This window comes from uncultured Thiodictyon sp. (genome assembly GCF_903828115.1).
In the GTDB taxonomy this organism is placed as follows: Bacteria; Pseudomonadota; Gammaproteobacteria; order Chromatiales; family Chromatiaceae; genus Thiodictyon.
In genome coordinates, this window is the sequence record NZ_CAIKKU010000856.1 from 1 (window position 1) to 16,518 (window position 16,518).

At 66.2% G+C, this 16,518-nt stretch carries 16 protein-coding genes; 9 read left to right on the forward strand and 7 right to left on the reverse strand.

What is annotated here, in order from left to right; genetic code table 11:
• Positions 1-126 precede the first annotated feature (126 nt).
• Entirely contained in the window at positions 127-771 is a 645-nt protein-coding gene (locus QZY48_RS31985) for a formylglycine-generating enzyme family protein (RefSeq protein ID WP_295438313.1), read from the forward strand.
• A gap of 394 nt (positions 772-1,165) precedes the next feature.
• On the opposite strand, the gene QZY48_RS31990 is transcribed toward QZY48_RS31985, so the two are convergent.
• The 3 genes from QZY48_RS31990 to QZY48_RS32000 all read right to left on the reverse strand — a co-directional run bounded on the left by QZY48_RS31990 (position 1,166) and on the right by QZY48_RS32000 (position 2,493).
• Positions 1,166-1,564 (reverse strand): type II toxin-antitoxin system VapC family toxin, encoded by a 399-nt coding sequence (locus QZY48_RS31990; RefSeq protein ID WP_295438315.1) that lies wholly within the window; start codon positions 1,562-1,564, stop codon positions 1,166-1,168.
• On the reverse strand, positions 1,564-1,818 hold the full coding sequence (locus tag QZY48_RS31995; RefSeq protein WP_295438317.1) for a type II toxin-antitoxin system VapB family antitoxin: 255 nt from the start codon (positions 1,816-1,818) through the stop codon (positions 1,564-1,566). Before QZY48_RS31995 ends, QZY48_RS31990 begins: the two co-directional genes overlap by 1 nt.
• 93 nt (positions 1,819-1,911) lie before the next feature.
• Complete coding sequence (locus QZY48_RS32000) at positions 1,912-2,493, reverse strand: Uma2 family endonuclease (protein ID WP_295438320.1); 582 nt, start codon at positions 2,491-2,493, stop codon at positions 1,912-1,914.
• Between the two features lie 356 nt (positions 2,494-2,849).
• On the opposite strand from QZY48_RS32000, the gene QZY48_RS32005 reads away from it, so the two are divergent.
• From QZY48_RS32005 to purE, 5 genes are all read left to right on the forward strand, one after another.
• Entirely contained in the window at positions 2,850-3,122 is a 273-nt protein-coding gene (locus QZY48_RS32005; protein WP_295438323.1) for a DUF433 domain-containing protein, read from the forward strand.
• Positions 3,119-3,328 (forward strand): DUF5615 family PIN-like protein, encoded by a 210-nt coding sequence (locus tag QZY48_RS35170; RefSeq protein WP_366929818.1) that lies wholly within the window; start codon positions 3,119-3,121, stop codon positions 3,326-3,328. Before QZY48_RS32005 ends, QZY48_RS35170 begins: the two co-directional genes overlap by 4 nt.
• Before the next feature lie 81 nt (positions 3,329-3,409).
• Positions 3,410-4,150: a superoxide dismutase gene (locus QZY48_RS32010; RefSeq protein ID WP_295438325.1), complete on the forward strand. Its 741-nt coding sequence runs from the start codon at positions 3,410-3,412 to the stop codon at positions 4,148-4,150.
• Between the two features lie 90 nt (positions 4,151-4,240).
• On the forward strand, positions 4,241-5,395 hold the full coding sequence (locus QZY48_RS32015; RefSeq protein ID WP_295438327.1) for a 5-(carboxyamino)imidazole ribonucleotide synthase: 1,155 nt from the start codon (positions 4,241-4,243) through the stop codon (positions 5,393-5,395).
• Positions 5,392-5,925, forward strand: coding sequence for a 5-(carboxyamino)imidazole ribonucleotide mutase (gene purE / locus QZY48_RS32020; RefSeq protein ID WP_295438329.1), 534 nt, complete (start codon positions 5,392-5,394; stop codon positions 5,923-5,925). The genes QZY48_RS32015 and purE overlap by 4 nt, the downstream gene beginning before the upstream one ends.
• Positions 5,926-6,190: 265 nt before the next feature.
• Here purE and QZY48_RS32025 read toward each other — a convergent pair whose 3' ends face one another.
• Positions 6,191-7,735: an ATP-binding protein gene (locus QZY48_RS32025; protein WP_295438332.1), complete on the reverse strand. Its 1,545-nt coding sequence runs from the start codon at positions 7,733-7,735 to the stop codon at positions 6,191-6,193.
• Positions 7,736-7,947: 212 nt separating this feature from the next.
• Complete coding sequence (locus tag QZY48_RS32030; RefSeq protein WP_295438333.1) at positions 7,948-8,757, reverse strand: CBS domain-containing protein; 810 nt, start codon at positions 8,755-8,757, stop codon at positions 7,948-7,950.
• 215 nt (positions 8,758-8,972) lie between these two features.
• On the opposite strand from QZY48_RS32030, the gene QZY48_RS32035 reads away from it, so the two are divergent.
• From QZY48_RS32035 to QZY48_RS32045, 3 genes are all read left to right on the forward strand, one after another.
• Positions 8,973-10,010, forward strand: coding sequence for a type IV pilus twitching motility protein PilT (locus tag QZY48_RS32035; RefSeq protein WP_295438335.1), 1,038 nt, complete (start codon positions 8,973-8,975; stop codon positions 10,008-10,010).
• A 96-nt stretch (positions 10,011-10,106) separates the two neighbouring features.
• Positions 10,107-11,372 (forward strand): PilT/PilU family type 4a pilus ATPase, encoded by a 1,266-nt coding sequence (locus QZY48_RS32040; RefSeq protein WP_295438337.1) that lies wholly within the window; start codon positions 10,107-10,109, stop codon positions 11,370-11,372.
• A 280-nt stretch (positions 11,373-11,652) separates the two neighbouring features.
• Entirely contained in the window at positions 11,653-13,416 is a 1,764-nt protein-coding gene (locus tag QZY48_RS32045) for a radical SAM protein (protein ID WP_295438339.1), read from the forward strand.
• 46 nt (positions 13,417-13,462) lie between these two features.
• Here QZY48_RS32045 and QZY48_RS32050 read toward each other — a convergent pair whose 3' ends face one another.
• Positions 13,463-15,553 carry a response regulator gene (locus QZY48_RS32050; protein ID WP_295438342.1) on the reverse strand — a complete coding sequence of 697 codons (2,091 nt, stop codon included), beginning with the start codon at positions 15,551-15,553 and terminating at the stop codon, positions 13,463-13,465.
• Between the two features lie 214 nt (positions 15,554-15,767).
• A complete protein-coding gene (locus tag QZY48_RS32055) occupies positions 15,768-16,334 on the reverse strand; it encodes a L,D-transpeptidase family protein (protein ID WP_295438343.1) in 567 nt (188 codons plus the stop codon).
• Positions 16,335-16,518: the final 184 nt, after the last annotated feature.

The following is a 16,518-nucleotide window of genomic DNA, read 5'->3' on the forward strand; positions in this document are numbered from 1 at the left end:
GCTTGTGCTATTGGCCAGGCATGTTGGGGAAAAAGCCTCTGAAAAGGGCGCATCCCTGGCGTGTAGGTGCGGAGAACTGACCTAAGACTGGGCTAAATCGGGAACGGCTAATATTAGGGATTTTTGATGCAATTGCCCTGCGGGGATGGCCAGTGCTTCGAGAGCGAGCGGCCGGTGCATCAGGTCAAGGTCAGGCCCTTCCGTATGGGCAAGTACGAGGTCACCCAGGGGCAATGGCAGGCGGTGATGGACGCCAATCCGGCGCGCTTCAAAGGCGATGACCGACCGGTAGAGAACGTCTCCTGGAATGACATTCAAGACTTTCTCAAGCGCTTGAATGCCGACGGCAAGGGCCAGCCCTACCGCCTGCCGAGCGAGGCCGAATGGGAATATGCGGCCCGTGCCAAGACCCCGACGCCCTACTGGTGGGGCAAGGACCTGGGTAAGGGCAATGCCAATTGTTACGACTGCGGCAGCCAATGGGACGGCAAGGAAACCGCGCCGGTCGGGTCCTTCAAGCCCAATGCCTTCGGGCTCTACGACACCGTGGGCAACGTCTGGGAGTGGGTGCAGGACTGCTGGCACGACAGCTACGCCGGCGCCCCGTCCGACGGCTCGGTGTGGGGGGCTGATCCGTGTACCGCTGGCCGGGTGTTGCGCGGCGGTTCCTGGAGCGACGACGCCTGGCTCACGCGCGTCTCGTACCGCTACAGGTACACTCCCGGCTACCGCAACGAAAGGCTCGGTCTGCGGCTGGCCCAGGACCTTTAACCTTTACACTTTATGACTCTTACCCTTTCCCCTTTTTCGCGTCGCCGGGCCCCCGCGATCACGGCAGTATGTCAGTCCCGCGCGGGACGGGGTTTGAAACCCCGTCCCGAACGTTTTTCCCGGCGCCGACCACCAGTGGGAACCGGCCGTCCCGGAAAAACGTCCCGGACGGGGCGAATGCACCCGTCCGGCCCTTGAGTCTAGCCGCGATTGCGGGCGAGCCGCGTGCGCGCCCGACCGGAGGTCGAGGCTTAAGCCGGTCGACGCCGGACCAAGATCCAAGTGCTATCCGTGGGACGCCCACCGGCTGAAGCCTCGACCTCCGGTTGAGGTTTCCCTCGTCCTCCTCGTTTCCAAGCGGGGCTTTGGGAACCGGTCGAGCGAGGGGTCTTATTCAGTCGGCGACATAAGCAGCCGTGACATCCGTGCGCGGAAAGTCATCGCCCTTGAACAGCAATGGCTCGTTTAGTACGCGGGCGAGGGCATAGGAAAAGCAATCGCCCAGGTTGAGCCCCGCGGGGTGGCGGCCCTTGCCAAAGCGGCGAAACCCCTCGCGGGCAAGCCGCGCCTGCACCGCATCGAAGGGCACCAGCTCGATTGCGGCAGTCGCCAGGAACAGGTCCAGGTCGCGGATGCCTTCCGCACCCTGACGGGCCTCGATGACGATGGACAGTTCGACCAGGCTCGCGGTCGATAAACGCCGCCGGGTTGCCGCTTCGATCAATTCATTGAACGCCCGGCGCTCCGGCTCGTCTTGCAGTACCGCGAGCAGGGCCGAGGGATCGATGACCATCAGCGCGGCAGCCCGTGGCCGTCGTAGCCGAGTATCTCGTCGGCGGATCTGGGATCGAGCACGGGCAGACCGGCCATGTGCCGGGCAATCGCATCGAGTTCGTCCGCCAGCCGGTGTCGTCCCGCTGCCTGCTCCAGGCGCTCCAGGCGTTCGCGCAGCGCCTGGGTGACAGCCGCGGTCTTGGTCTCACCGGTCAGGGTGATGACGCGCTCGGCGAGGCGTTCGGTCTCCGCGTTGCGAATGTTGAGAGCCATGGGGGCCTTCCCGTGTAGACAGCGTTGTGCAGTGTAGATCGTCGTCGCGCAGATCCTCAAGCTCTTCGACCTCCCTTCAATGGGGGTGCGGGTTCAGTCGGCCTCGAACTCCACCTTGTCGTAGATCTGCGCGAGCACCAGGGTGCAGTCCACGCTGGTGAGGGGAACGCGGTCGGTCAGGGCGGCGAAGTCGGTGAGGGTCCAGCGGTCGCCCTCCCCGCGGGTATAGAGATCGACCTGGACCTGGTGTTGGGAGACCAGCAGGTATTCGCGCAGGCTCGGGATCTGGCGATAGAGCGCGAACTTGCCGCCGCGGTCGTAGGCCTCGGTGGAATCGGAGAGGACCTCGACGATCAGGCTCGGGTTGAGCAGCAGGTCGCGACGCCCGTCCTGGAACTCGTGCTTGGCACAGAAGGCGACCAGGTCCGGATAGGTCCCGGCATTGGCCGCGCGTACCCGCACCTTCATGTCGTTGGCGTAGACCTGGCAGGGGCGGCCCTGCATCTGCGTCCACAGTTGGCCGCCGACATTCGTCACGATGGTGTTGTGGGCCGCGCTGCCCCCGGTCATGGTGAGGACTTCGCCGCCGATATACTCGCTGCGGCCCTCCAGGGCCGCGCGCTCGCCTTCCAGCCAGTCCTCGAAGCTCAGATGGGGTTTGGGTTGCAGTGACATGGGGGCGTCTGCCGGTGTTGGGGATGGGGGGATTATAGCCTTTACCTTCGGTGTCCCATGGTGCCGCCGACCTGTCGGTGCGATTCCGCGGCACCCGTGCGGGACGGGGTTTGAAACCCCGTCCAGCCCTTGGGATCATCCCTAAACCGGAGATCGAGACTTTACCGTGAAAGTCAGGCCGGGCCCCGGTGGGGCGACCTTGCAAGCCGCCGCTGCCTCGCAGGTTACCGCAGCCTCCGGTTCCCCCCTCATCGCCTCGTTCCCAAGCGCAGGGCCGGGCAAGCAGTGCCCGATGGGCAAAAAATCCGCCATGCCTTAGGTCGGGGTCAGGAACGAACCCCAACCTATCGGGCATAATGGCCGCCAAGTTCCACCCCTGGTTCGGTACCCTGACCATGCCCTACCGCTTCGACCACATCACCAGCAACCCCGCCCGCATGAACGGTCAGCCCTGCATCCGCGATCTGCGGCTCACCGTGCGGCGCGTCGTCGCGGCCGTCGCCCTGTACCCGGACCGCGCCGAACTCAAGCGCGAGTATCCCGAACTGGAGGATGAGGACATCCGCCAGGCCCTGGAGTACGCGGCTGAGAGTGTCGAGGACCAGATCATCACCTTGGGGGCGGCGTGATCCCCCTGCTGCTCGATCAGGGATTGCCGCGCAGCACCCCTAGTCACCTGCAACGACTCGGTATTACGGCAACCCACGTCGCTGATATCGGACTGAGCCGCGCCGACGACGCCCGGATCATCGATGAGGAATACCAAGGGATCTCGCCAACGGCGCCCGACTCAGGCCCGAGGGCTTGGAGCCGCTGCTGGTCAGCCCCAAATTAAGCGGTTCTTGCGGCGGTTGCGTCCGCCGGACGCGCCCGCCTCATGCCTGATCCCGATTCATCCAACCACCGAGAGAACGCTATGCAGCCCAGAGCACTGGCCTTGACCCTCGCCGTGACGCTCGCCACGCTGGCGCCCTGCGGCGGTGCCGCGTTGGCGGCCGATGCGCCGGTCCCGGCCCCGGCCGCCGCCCCGGCCCAGGTCCCGGCGCCGGCCTTCACCCTCGCCCCCTTGCCCTATCCCGCCGATGCACTGGCGCCGGTGATCGACAAGGCGACCATGGAGATCCACCACGACCGCCACCACGCCGGCTATGTGAAGGCCCTGAACGAGGCCGTGGCCGCCACCCCGGAGCTTCAGGGCAAGACCCTGGAGGCCTTGCTGGCGGGCGCCTCCAAGTCGACGGCGGCGCGCAATCTCGGCGGCGGTCACTACAACCACACCCTGTTTTGGACTCTGATGGCCCCGGTGGGTCAGGGCGGCGAGCCGTCGGCGGCGCTCAAGACCCAGATCGATAAGGACTTCGGTTCCTGGGACGCCTTCACCAAGGCGTTCGAGGAGGCGGGCCTGAAGCGCTTCGGCTCCGGCTGGGTGTGGCTGGTCTGGACCGGGGACAAGCTCCGGATCATCTCCACGCCGAACCAGGACAACCCGCTGATGGACTTGGCCGAGGTGAAGGGCAAGCCGATCCTGACCAACGACGTCTGGGAGCATGCCTACTATCTGAAACACCAGAACAAGCGTGGGGACTACCTCAAGGGGTGGTGGCCGGTGGTGAACTGGAACCGTGTCAACGGGCTCTTTGACGCGGCGGCGGGGTAGGGGGCCACGACACCCCTTCGGCGGGGGCGCGGGTGGGAACCCGTGCCCCCAGGGCTTCACAATTGCATCGATAACGGACAGGATTAGCCGATGGATGTTTTTCCCTACCCAGTAGCCCGTATCGGCATCATCGGCGGCGGCCAGCTCGGGCGCATGATGGTCAAGGCGGCCAAGCGCCTGGGCTGCACCTGCGTGGTGCTGGACCCGACCCCCGGCTCGCCCGCCGGGCAGGTGTCCGGGCACCAGATCGTCGGCGACTATCACGACCCGGCGAAGCTGCGGGAACTGTGCGAGTCGTGCGACGTGACCACCTTCGATATCGAGGACATCGACAGCGACACCCTGGAGGAACTGGTGCGCGAGGGCCGCCGGATCTATCCGTCCCCCCGGGTGCTGGCGGTGATCCAGGACAAGCTGACCCAGAAGCAGGCGCTGACGGACGCCGGTATCGCCACCGCGCCCTTCATCCCCATGCCGGTGCCCACCGCCGAGGCCTTCGCCGCCTTCGGCTATCCACTGGTCCAGAAGGCACGCCGCGGCGGCTACGACGGGCGCGGGGTGGTCGTCATGCGCAGCGCGGCCGACTATCCGCAGCACCTGCCGGTGCCGTCCCTGGTTGAACGCTTCATCCCCGCCACTAAGGAGCTGGCGGTACTGGTGGCGCGCGGGCGCGACGGCGACTGTCGCTGCTACCCGGTGGTGGAGATGCAGATGCGCCCGGCGGGCAACATGCTCGACATGCTGCTGGCCCCGGCCGAGGTCTCGCGGGTGATCGCCGCCGCCGCCGCGTCACTGGCCCAGCGCACGGTGGAGTCCCTGGACGGCGTCGGGGTCTTCGGGATCGAGATGTTCCTGACCGAGACCGGGGACCTGCTGGTCAACGAGGTGGCACCGCGCACCCACAACTCCGGCCACCACACCATCGAGGCGAACATGACCGACCAGTTCGAGCAGCACCTGCGTGCCGTGCTCGGCCTGCCGCTGGGCGCCACCGACCAACTCTCGCCCGCCGTCATGATCAACCTGCTCGGCGCGCCCGGCCACCGGGGGCGCCCGGTCATCAAGGGGCTGGCCGCCGCGCTCGCCATTCCCGGGGTCTGCGTGCACATCTACGGCAAGGCCGCGGCCGCGCCCCTGCGCAAGATGGGCCATGTGACGGTGCTCGACCGGGATCTGGCGAGCGCACGGCACAAGGCGGAGCGCGTCCGCGCCATCATCGAGATTACCGCCGAGGACCATCCATGAGTACCACTGTGAATGCAACGGCGCCCGGCCCGGGGGCCCGGCCGCTGGTCGGGATCATCATGGGCAGCGACTCGGACCTGCCGGTGATGCAGGAGACGGCAGACCTGCTGCGCGAGTTTGGCATCCCCTACGAGATGACCATCGCCTCCGCCCACCGCACCCCCAAACGTCTCTATGACTATGCCGAGAGCGCGGCGGCCCGCGGCCTGCAAGTCATCATCGCCGGTGCCGGCGGCGCTGCCCACCTGCCGGGCATGGCGGCGGCCCTCACCCCGCTGCCGGTCATCGGGGTGCCGATCAAGACCTCCGCCCTGTCGGGTCAGGACTCGCTGCTCTCCATCGTGCAGATGCCCGCGGGGGTGCCGGTGGCCACCGTCGCCATCAACGGCGCCAGGAATGCCGGCATCCTCGCCGTCCAGATCCTGGGGACCGCGGACCCGGCCCTGCGGGCGCGGATGGTTGCGTATAAGCAGGGGCTGGAGGCGATGGTGTTGGAGAAGGCGGGGCGGATGGAGGCGGCGGGCGGGTGAGGCAAGCAAAGAGGGTTAGTCCGCAATTGAACGCAAATAAAACCAGCGTTTGACGGAGTTTGACGGATGCGCAATCGTCAACCTGAGGACGAGCGTTCAGCGGGCGGGACGGGGCATTCGCCCCGTCCCGCATGTTTATTCTGTCCCTGATCACTGCCGTGGGCCTGCGAGTCCGGAGAAAACGTTGCGGACGGGGCGAATGCCCCGTCCGGCCCGAGGGGCCAGGTCCCATAGGGTCTGTTGCTCATCCGCGGCGATCCGGACCTCACAAACTCTCGACCTCAAACCCGACCACCGTGCGCCGCTTGCGGCTGAATTCGACGCCGATCAGGTGGATCGGTTGGCCGCTTGCCCGGTAGGGGTCGGCATAGCCGCGGTCCTTGAGCTGCTGGAGCGCGCGCCCCGCGGCGGCCAGTTCGACTACTTTGAACTCGAACAGATACACCTGGTCATTGAAGCGCAGGGCCAGGTCCAGTCGTCCGGCGTTGCTGCTCTCCTCCGGGGTCAGGTCCAGGCCGAGCGAGGCGAAACAGGCATAGAAGACGCTGGCGTAATAGCCCTCGTAACGGGCGATGGGGTTGTTGCGATACCAGTCGCCCGGGATGCCGACGAAGAAGGCGGTGAAGTGCTGCGCCAGGCCCGCGAAGTCGTTGGCTTCAAGCAGGCGGTAGAGCGACTTGCGCCGGCGTCCGTCGGCCGCTGCGGCCGGGGTCCAGGCCTCCAGCAGGGCAGTGTTGAGGCTTTGGTAGACCTCGCGGTTGGGATAGCGCAGGCGGTAGAACCAACTGCCGCTGACGACCTCCTCGCGATCGATGGTCAGATAGCCGGTCTGAAACAGCAGGGCCTCGGTCGTCATGCGGTCCACATCGAAGGCAGAGAGGAGTGCGGCGTCCGTCTCCAATTGGCCCAGCGCGGGGAGCCAGACCTCGCGCTCAGTCAGGACCTTGATCAGAAAGGTCGGCGTCGCGGTCTCGAACCACCAGGGGCGGAACTGGCGCTTCTGAAAGAGCAGCAACAGGTCGAAGGGGTTGTAGACCGCCTCGCCGGTCCAGTTGTAGCCGTTGTACCAGGCGCGGATCTCGTCACGATCAAGGTCCGCGAGTTCGGGCGCGAAGACCTGGTCGAGGTCGGTCTCCGTGTAGCCGCAGATGGCCGAGTACTTGGTGTCGACCGTGATGTCGTTGAGGTTGTTGAGTCCCGAGAAGAGACTGACCTTGCTGAATTTGCTGACCCCGGTCAGGAAGGCAAAGCGCATGTCGGCGTCGGCGCCCTTGATCACCGAGTAGAGGTTGCGCAGCCCGTCGCGAATCTCGCGCGCGGCGGCCGGGTCGGTCAGGTTGTCGAGGATGGGCTTGTCGTATTCGTCCACCAAGACCACCACGCGCTCACCGTGCTGGGCGTGCGCCGCGCTGATCAGACCGTGGAAGCGTCCGGAGATGCTGCGGTGGGGGCTCTTGACGCCGAGCCTGGCCTCGTTGTCGGTCAGCAGTTCGCCGATCTTCTCGTCCAGTTCGAAGCGGCTGCGCAGGACGCCGTCGGCAAAGCTCAGCCGGACGACCGGATAGCGCCGCCCCCAGTCCCAGCGTCCGTGCGCCTGGAGCCCGCGAAACAGGGCCTCGGTGCCGCTGAAGACCTCGGCGAGCGTATCCAGGAACAGTGATTTGCCGAAGCGGCGCGGGCGCGACAGGAAATAATACTTGCCCTGCTCGATCAACTGCAGGGCAAAGCCGGTCTTGTCGACATAGTAGCAGTCAGTCTCGCGGATCTCGCGAAAGGTCTGGATGCCGATGGGGAGGATGCGACGGGTCATGGTGACGTTTAGCGAGGCTTTGCCTCAGACCGACGAGTCGGCGGCCACATGCAGCCGTGCTGAGCACGCAGAAAACGGTCGTCGCGGGCGAGACGGCCCAAGGCGGGCAGGGTGGGCTGCCATCACCGGCAGCGACGCTCGCCCCGGGTCCGGGGTCATCGCGGGCGCGACGGACCCCGTCAGTGCGCGGGCGGGGCCGGAGGTGGCCTTGGTCAGTCGTGCACCACCTTGAACATGTCGTGGCGGGTGACGATGCCGACCGTGTTGCCGGACTCGTCCACCACCACCAGTCGGCGGGTCCCCGCCTCTTCCATGCGCGTGATTGCCTCGGTCAGGCGGGTGGCGCCGGTCACCGTCTGGACCGGGTGACTCATGATCGCGCTCATGCGGGTGACGACCAGGTCGACACCCTCGTCGCCCAGACGGACCAGGTCGCGTTCCGTGACGATCCCGACTGGGCGGCCGTGACGTTCGACGACCACGCTGCCCAGGTGCCGGTCGGCCATCACGCGGACGGCCTCGCGCGCCAGCGCGTCCTCGGGCAGGGTGACCACCCCGCGGGTCATGATGGCGTTCACATCGGTATCGGCCAAGAGGTCCTTCGTCGTCAGGCGGTCGATCAGGTCCGCCTCGCTGATGATCCCCGCCACCTGGCCAGCCTGGTCGGTCACGATGAGGTGGCGGACCCGCCGTTCGGCGAGCAGGCGGTAGGCGTCGCGAACGCCCGTGTCGGTCGGGGCGGTGAGCGGGGGCGTGCGCATTGCCTCGCTGATCGGTACCGCCTCGGCGTCCCGGTGCTGCGCGGCGAAGCGGACCGCGTCGCGCTCGGTGAAGATGCCGACGGGGCGCTCGGCGTCCGTCACTACCAGGGCGCTGATGCGTTGCCCGCGCATCACGGACAGCGCCCACTGGACCGAATAGTCCGCGGGAACCGCCGTGGCCGGGGACGTCATGATGTCCGCCAGGGTCGCGGGCGGCAGGCCCGCGGCGACGGAACCGGTAGCAGATGGGGATGATTGCAAGTGCGGACACTCCCTGGGCCAGTAACATCGATCACCGGGCGACCAAAAGCGCGACGGCTTAAGCCCTCACGATAGCCGGGCTTGGCGTGTCCGTCAAGATTGCGGTGCCTTCCTCACAGCGATCAGCGTTGGTTTCGGGTTATGCTTGGGGAACTGGGCCGCGTCGGGCCTCTCCGACCCGTGCCGACGTCCCCTGGACCGAACCGGAGTTAGCCGTGGACATCGCAGAATTACTCGCCTTCAGCGTCAAGAACAACGCCTCCGACCTCCACCTCTCGGCCGGCCTGCCGCCGATGATCCGGGTGGATGGGGATATGCGCCGCATCAATGTTCCGGCGTTGGAACACCGTACCGTGCACTCGCTGGTCTATGACATCATGGATGATAAGCAGCGCAAAGACTACGAGGAGTTCCTGGAGACCGACTTTTCCTTCGAGATCCCGGGGGTGGCGCGCTTCCGCGTCAACGCCTTCAACCAGAAACGGGGCGCCGCGGCGGTCTTCCGCACCATCCCATCGAAGGTCCTGAGCCTGGAGGACCTGAAAGCCCCGCCGATTTTCAAGGACATCGTGAACGTCCCGCGCGGCCTGGTGCTGGTGACGGGGCCGACCGGCTCCGGCAAGTCCACCACCCTGGCGGCCATGGTGGACCACTTAAACGACAACGAGTACGCCCACATCCTCACGATCGAGGACCCGATCGAGTTCGTGCACACCAGCAAGAAGTGTCTGGTCAATCAGCGCGAGGTGCACAAGGATACCCTGGGTTTCAGCGAGGCCCTGCGCTCGGCGCTGCGCGAGGACCCGGACATCATCCTGGGGGGTGAGATGCGTGACCTGGAGACCATCCGGCTGGCGCTGACCGCCGCCGAGACCGGCCATCTGGTCTTCGGCACCCTGCACACCACCTCCGCGGCGAAGACCATCGACCGTATCATCGACGTCTTCCCGGCGGCGGAGAAGGACATGGTGCGCTCCATGCTCTCGGAGTCCCTGCGCTCGGTCGTGGCCCAGACGCTCCTGAAGAAGATCGGCGGCGGGCGTTGTGCCGCCCACGAGATCATGATCGGCACCCCGGCCATCCGTAACCTGATCCGCGAGGCCAAGGTGGCGCAGATGTATTCGGCCATCCAGACCGGCCAGGCCCACGGAATGCAGACCCTGGACCAGAATCTCAAGGAGATGGTGCAGAAGGGCTTGATTTCCCGCAAAGATGCCAAGGCCAAGGCCCAGAACAAGGACGATTTCATGTAAGCGCGCCGCCGCCCCCGCTCCATCCTGCCGCCCGCCCGCCCCCGCGCGCGCGTCGGCGGCCGCCTCGCTAACCCCAAACGCTTCAAGGTACTGACCATGGACCTGAAACAGGCGATGGAAGAGTTGCTGTCGATGATGGTGAAGAAGAAGGCGTCGGACCTGTTCGTCACCGCCGGCTGGCCCCCAAGCGTCAAGGTGGACGGCGTGGTGCGCCCGGCGGCCAAGGACAAGCTCACCGTGGAGCAGGCGCGGGACCTGGTCTTCCTGCTCATGAACGAGCGTCAGAAGGCTGAGTTCCTGAAGACCAACGAGTGCCAGTTTGCCATCGATCGACCTACGCTCGGGCGTTTCCGCGTCAGTGCCCTGGTGCAGCGCGACGCCGCCGCTATGGTGCTGCGCCGGATCGAAACCAAGATCCCCACGCTGGAGGAACTGATGCCGCCGCCGGCGCCGCGGGAGGCGCCCCGGCGTGCCCCGCAGGTGCAGGTGGGAGGCGTTCGCCCGCCGGCGCCGAAGGAGGAACCGACCTTTCCGCCGGTCGTGAAGACGTTGAAGGACTTCGCCCTGACCAAGCGCGGCATGGTGATCTTCGTCGGCGGGACCGGGACCGGCAAGTCGACCTCGCTCGCGGCCCTGGTGGGCTACCGCAACCATCTGAGCACCGGCCACATCATCACCATCGAGGACCCCATCGAGTTCGTCCACGACCACGACGGCTGCATCATCACCCAGCGCGAGGTCGGCGTCGATACGGAGTCCTTCGAGGTGGCGCTGAAGAACACCCTGCGCCAGGCGCCCGATGTAATCCTGATCGGCGAGATCCGCACCCGGGCGACGATGGAGTATGCCATCACCTTCTCCGAGACCGGGCACCTGGTGCTCGCCACCCTGCACGCGAACAATGCCAACCAGGCCCTGGATCGCATCATCAACTTCTTCCCCGCGGAGGCGCACAATCAACTCCTCCTGGACCTGTCATTGAACCTCAAGGCGGTCGTCGCCCAGCAGTTGGTCCCGCGCAAGTCCGGTCAGGGGCGGCGCGCCGTGATCGAGATCCTCATCAATACCCCGTTGGCCGCGGACATGATCCGCAAGGGCGAGGTCCATAAGCTCAAGGAACTGATGAAGAAATCCCGTGAGCAGGGGATGGTCACATTCGATCAGGCGCTCTATGACCTCTATCAGGAGGGGGAGATCAGCTACGAGGAGGCCTTACGGCTGGCCGACTCGGCCAACGAGGTCCGGCTCATGATCAAGCTGCAGGGCGGCGGCGAGCAGCACGACGCCATGACGCGCGCCATCTCGGCGATCTCACTCATCGAGCAGGAGGACGACGGGATGCCGCTGCGGTTGGATGATTAGTAACCGCGAGGAACGGTGCACTAAGGAGGTTAAACACGTCCATCAGGAGAATCCATTAGGGAGTGTCGGCAGCATCGTTGTCGTTGTCGTAATCGTAATCGTAATCGTAATCGAGGTTATCGTAACGCCCTGGATTCTCTCGCACCCTAAATTGCATCGCTTGTCCGATTACGATTGCGACAACGACAACGACAACGATTGCGTTTATCTTTAGCTTGTTACCTCACCCCCCCGATTTCCTGCGGCGCATCCGTCGCCCCCTCAACTCAATGGTTCCGCTATGGCCGCCCGCACGACACCGCCCAACCTCGTCCACATTCTTTGGATCAAGCCGTCGCATTATGACGACGACGGCTATGTGATCCAGTGGTGGCGCTCCTCCCTGCCGGCCAACAGCCTGGCCACGGTCTACGGCATCGCCCTGGACTGCGCGCAGCGCCGGGTGCTGGGCCCCGAGGTCGAGATCCGGGTGCGGGCGCTCGACGAGACCAACAGCCGGGTCGACCCCGCCCGCCTGGTGCGGGAACTTCAGGCCGGCGGCGCCCGGGTGCTGGTGGGGCTGGTCGGGGTGCAGACCAACCAGTACCCCCGGGCGCTGGACCTGGCCCGCCGCTTCCGAGCCCTAGGGGTGGCGGTGGCGATCGGCGGCTTCCATGTGAGCGGCTGCCTGGCGATGTTGAAGGAGCGGCCGGTGGAGTTGCAGGAGGCCCTGGACGGCGGCATCACCCTGTTCGCCGGGGAGTTGGAAGGGCGCCTGGAGGGGATGTTACAGGACCTGATGGGGGCGGGGCTCAAGCCACTCTACAACTATTTGCTGGACCTACCGGACATGACCGGCACGCCCACGCCCATCCTGCCCGCCGACCGGGTGCGCCTGACCATGGGCCGGCGGGCAAGCTTCGACGCCGGGCGCGGCTGCCCCTACCAGTGCAGCTTCTGCACCATCATCAACGTCCAGGGCCGCAAGTCCCGGCATCGCGACGCCGACGACGTGGAGCGCCTGGTGCGCGCCAACTGGGCCCAGGGCATCACGAACTTCTTCATCACGGATGACAACTTCGCCCGCAACACCCAGTGGGAGGCGATCTTCGACCGGCTCATTGCGCTCCAGGGCCAGGGGATCGTCCTGCAACTGGTTATCCAGGCCGACACCCAATCCCACCGCATCCCCCATTTCATCGAAAAAGCGGGCAAGGCCGGCGTCACGCGCATCTTCATGGGGATGGAGAGTATCAATCCGGATGCGCTCAAGACCGCGCAGAAGGGTCAGAATAAGATCACCGACTACCGCGCCATGCTCCAGGCCTGGCACGGCGCCGGGGTCCTGACCTATGCCGGTTATATCCTGGGGTTCCCCAACGACACCCCGGAGACCATTCGGCGCGACCTGGCGATCATCCAGCGCGAGTTGCCCGTCGATATCCTGGAGTTTTTCATCCTCACGCCGCTGCCCGGCTCCCTGGACCACCAGCGCCTGGTGGAGGCCGGCGTCCGGCTGGACCCGGACATGAACAACTACGACACCCAACACGTCACCACGGACCACCCGCTCATGAGCGCGGACGAATGGCTGGGCATCTATCGCGAGGCCTGGGACCGCTTCTACAGCCCCGCGCATGTGGCCACGGTGCTGCGCCGCGCCCGCGTCTGGGGCTACGACCCCAAACACATGATGAGTAAGCTGTTCGCCTTCCACGCCCCGGTCGTCTATGAGCGTCTCCACCCTCTGGAGGGCGGCTTGCTGCGCATCAAGCGCCGCTGCGAGCGGCGCCCGGGGCTGCCCATCGAGCACCCGGCCGTCTTCTACCCCAAGCTCGCGCTGGAGTTCGTCCGCAAGTACGCGGGGGCCTATCTGATGCTCCGGCGCTACCGGCGCATCCTGGCCCAGGTCCTGGCAGAGCCCGCCGACACCTATACGGACGCCGCCATGGCACCCGTGGATGAGGCGGGCGACGAGCACCTGGCGCTCTTCACCGCCACCGCGGCGGCCCGTGAGTTTGTGCAGAAGCGGCGCCTGCGTAAGGCGGTCCTGGGCGGCGCCTAGGCGCTTGCCGGCGGCCTATTCCTGCACGATCAGGTCACGCCCGGCACTACCCGACCACCACCTCATCCCAGTCGAAGACCGGCTGGGCCAGCGGGGGCTGGATGAGGGTGCCCTGGGCATAGCGCACGCCGCTGGCCCAGACCGGGCCGATCAGGGCGGGGTCGTCGAGGCCCGCGGCGATGACCTCGGCCTCCTGCAGACGCAGGCGGCGCACCAAGGCGTTCAGGCGCTCCGGCGTGGCCTCGCGCACCGTGTCGGCGGCGAGCCGGACCAGGGGCGGGCGCAGTTCCATCACCAGGTCCAAGGCGGCTGGGGTCTGGTCGACCTCCAACAGGCAGATCCCGATCCCCAGTCTGCGCAACATCTTCGCCACGAGCACGGCGATCCCCCGGTGTTGGAGCAGATCGGGGACCGTGAGCCCCAGGATGGCGGCCGCGGGAGTGAGACCCTGGGTGCTCAGTTGGTCGCGTAGCCACAGTATCCAGCCCGGGGCGGCCAGGGTCTCCAGGTGCTGGCGGATGAGTAGCTCGAGCCCGGGCTGTGCCTGGGACTGCTCGGCGAGGACCGCCAGTGAGTGCATCATCACCCAGCGGTCGATCGAGACAGTGCGCCCGCAACGCTCCGCAATCGGCAGGAAGTCCCAGGATGGGATCAAGGTCCCGTCCTCTTCGGCCAGGCGCAGCAGGACCTGCAGACAGTGTCGGCCCTGGGGTCCCACGGCCGCCAGCGGTTGGTAAAAGAGCCGGAAGCCCTGGCCTGGGGTGGAGCCAATCAGGGCCTGCGCGATCAGCTGGTCGAGGCGCTGTTCATGGAAGACGTCCTCCGGTCCCGGGGCGCTCGGTTGATAGATCACGAGCCGATCACCGCCGGACTGCTGGGCCGCAGCACAGGCCATCTGCGCCCACGAGATGAGGGTCAGTGCGTCCCCCGGACTGGTGCGCAAGAGGCCCAGTCCGATGCTGAGCCGGACCCCGATGGATTGCCCGGCGAGGGTGAGTGGCGTGACGGCAAGCGTCTCGCGCAGTCGCGTAACCGCCTCCAACAGGGTGTCCGGCCCCGGGCGCCGCAGCAACAGGGCGTGATAATGGTCGTCCAGGCAGGCGGCCAGATCGGTCGGCTCCAACTGCTCACGCAGGCGCAAACCGAGGGCTTGCCGCAGCAGGTCGAGGCCCCCGGGCCCCAGGCGTTGCGCGAGTTCGGCGGTGCCGTCGAGGGCCACCAGCAGGAGACCACTGCCTGGGTGGGCGGCGGGTGGCTGCGCGATCACCTGTTCCAGCATCATCAGGAAATGGCGCCGGGTCGCCAGGCCGGTGGCGGGGTCGCGCTGGTCGGTCAGGTCCGAGCGGCGACGCAGGGCCGCGTAGGCGTCGATCCGCTGCGTCACGGTCTGTGCCAGGAGGCCGGGGTCGATCGGCTTGGTGATGAAGGCGTCGCCGCCCATGTTCAGTGCCCGCAACTGCCGCTCAGGGTCGCGTTCAGTGGAGAGGAACAGGATCGGTACCGCCCGCAAGGCGTGCTGCTCGCGGATGATGGTCGCCAATTCCGCCCCGTCGGCCCCCGGCATATTGAGATCCATCAGGATCAGGTCGGGCTCGAAGACCGCCAGCACCTCCAGGACCTTGAGTGGATCTGTGAGTGCGCGTACCTGCAACCCCGCGGCGCTCAGCAACCGCTCGGCAAGGAGCGTCTGGGTGGCGTCGTCATCGACCACCAGCACCCGACGGGCCGTCTTGGGCTGTGCCCGGCACGCGCCGAGCAAGGCTGCCACCAGGTCATCGGTCGCCACCGGGGCCATCAGGCAGGCCGCTGCATTGACCCGCAGGGCTTGCAGACGCAGACCGATCTCCTTGGTGTGGGTGATGACCAGCAGGTGCCGTGCCGTGACGCCATCCCGCGCGAGGGCCTCGATCCAGGCCCGCAGGGTCTGACCGGGCGCGAGCAGCGCGGTCTCCAGGATCAGCGCCAGGTACTTGGGTCCCGCAGCAGGGTGGGCCGCCTCGTCATGGTCGTCGGCGGTGCGCAGATCGATCCCCTGTTCTGCGAGCAGCGCAGCGATACGCTTGGGTAGATTGGGGTCGGTACCGAGGTACAGGACCTTGGGCCCGATGGTCTGTGCGCTATCGTTACGGTCGTACATTTCTCTCCGGCGGCAGTCCGCCCGGCCCGGGATGCGGATAGTCAAACCATAGCAAAGCGGGACCGCGAGCGGCGGTAGGGCGTCACAAACCCAACAGTGCCCCGCGGCTCAGCGGGCGGCCGACGCGAGCGCATTATCCTAAGATCCACAGGTGGATAACTGCTCTTTCTGGGATGATCGATGCGCGTCGATGCAGGGCGATGTGCGCCAGCCGTCACGGCAGGATCTCGACCGGGGTACCCTGGGTCGTGAGTGACCAGATCTCGTCGATTTCCATATTGGTGACGGCGATGCACCCGAAGGTCCAATCGCCGGAGCGCTTCTCGCTGCCCGCCGTGGGGGTGCCGTGGATCATGATCAGGCCGCCCGGGTCGTTGCCTTGCACCCGTGCCCGCAGACGATCGGTCGGGCTTGGATAGGAGATGCGCAGGGCCTTGCGGTACTTGCTCCGGTCGCGGCGCTGATCGACGAAATAGTGCCCCTCAGGGGTACGTCCGTCTCCCTGATAACGCTTATGGCCCGTCGGCTGGTAACCCAGTGCGATCTTGTAGGTACGCAAGGCGGTGTTGCCCCGCATCAGATAGAGGCGTCGCGCCGATTTCTTGACGAGGATCCGGTCGGCGAGCGTCAGTGCGTCCATGCGCTCAGACGCGGCCGGTGCGGCGGCGGGCGCGGGCGGGCGCGGGGCCGGCTTGCTCAGCCAGGGCAAGGAGAAGGCGTGGGCGGCGAACGGGCTGACAAGGGCGCCAACCAAGAGTAGTGAACGGTGTAAATTACGCATGTTAACCAACTGGTTGCGAGGAGAAGTTAAGATGCTCCCTAGTTTACCCACCTGGCATGGCTGGCGCTACCGCCAGGGTGCGATCAGAACTGATGTGGTGATCGAGATCCCGGGTACGCTGTCGTTGTCGTTGTCGTTTTCGTTGTCGTAATCGAATAATCCGACCACGATTACGACAACGACA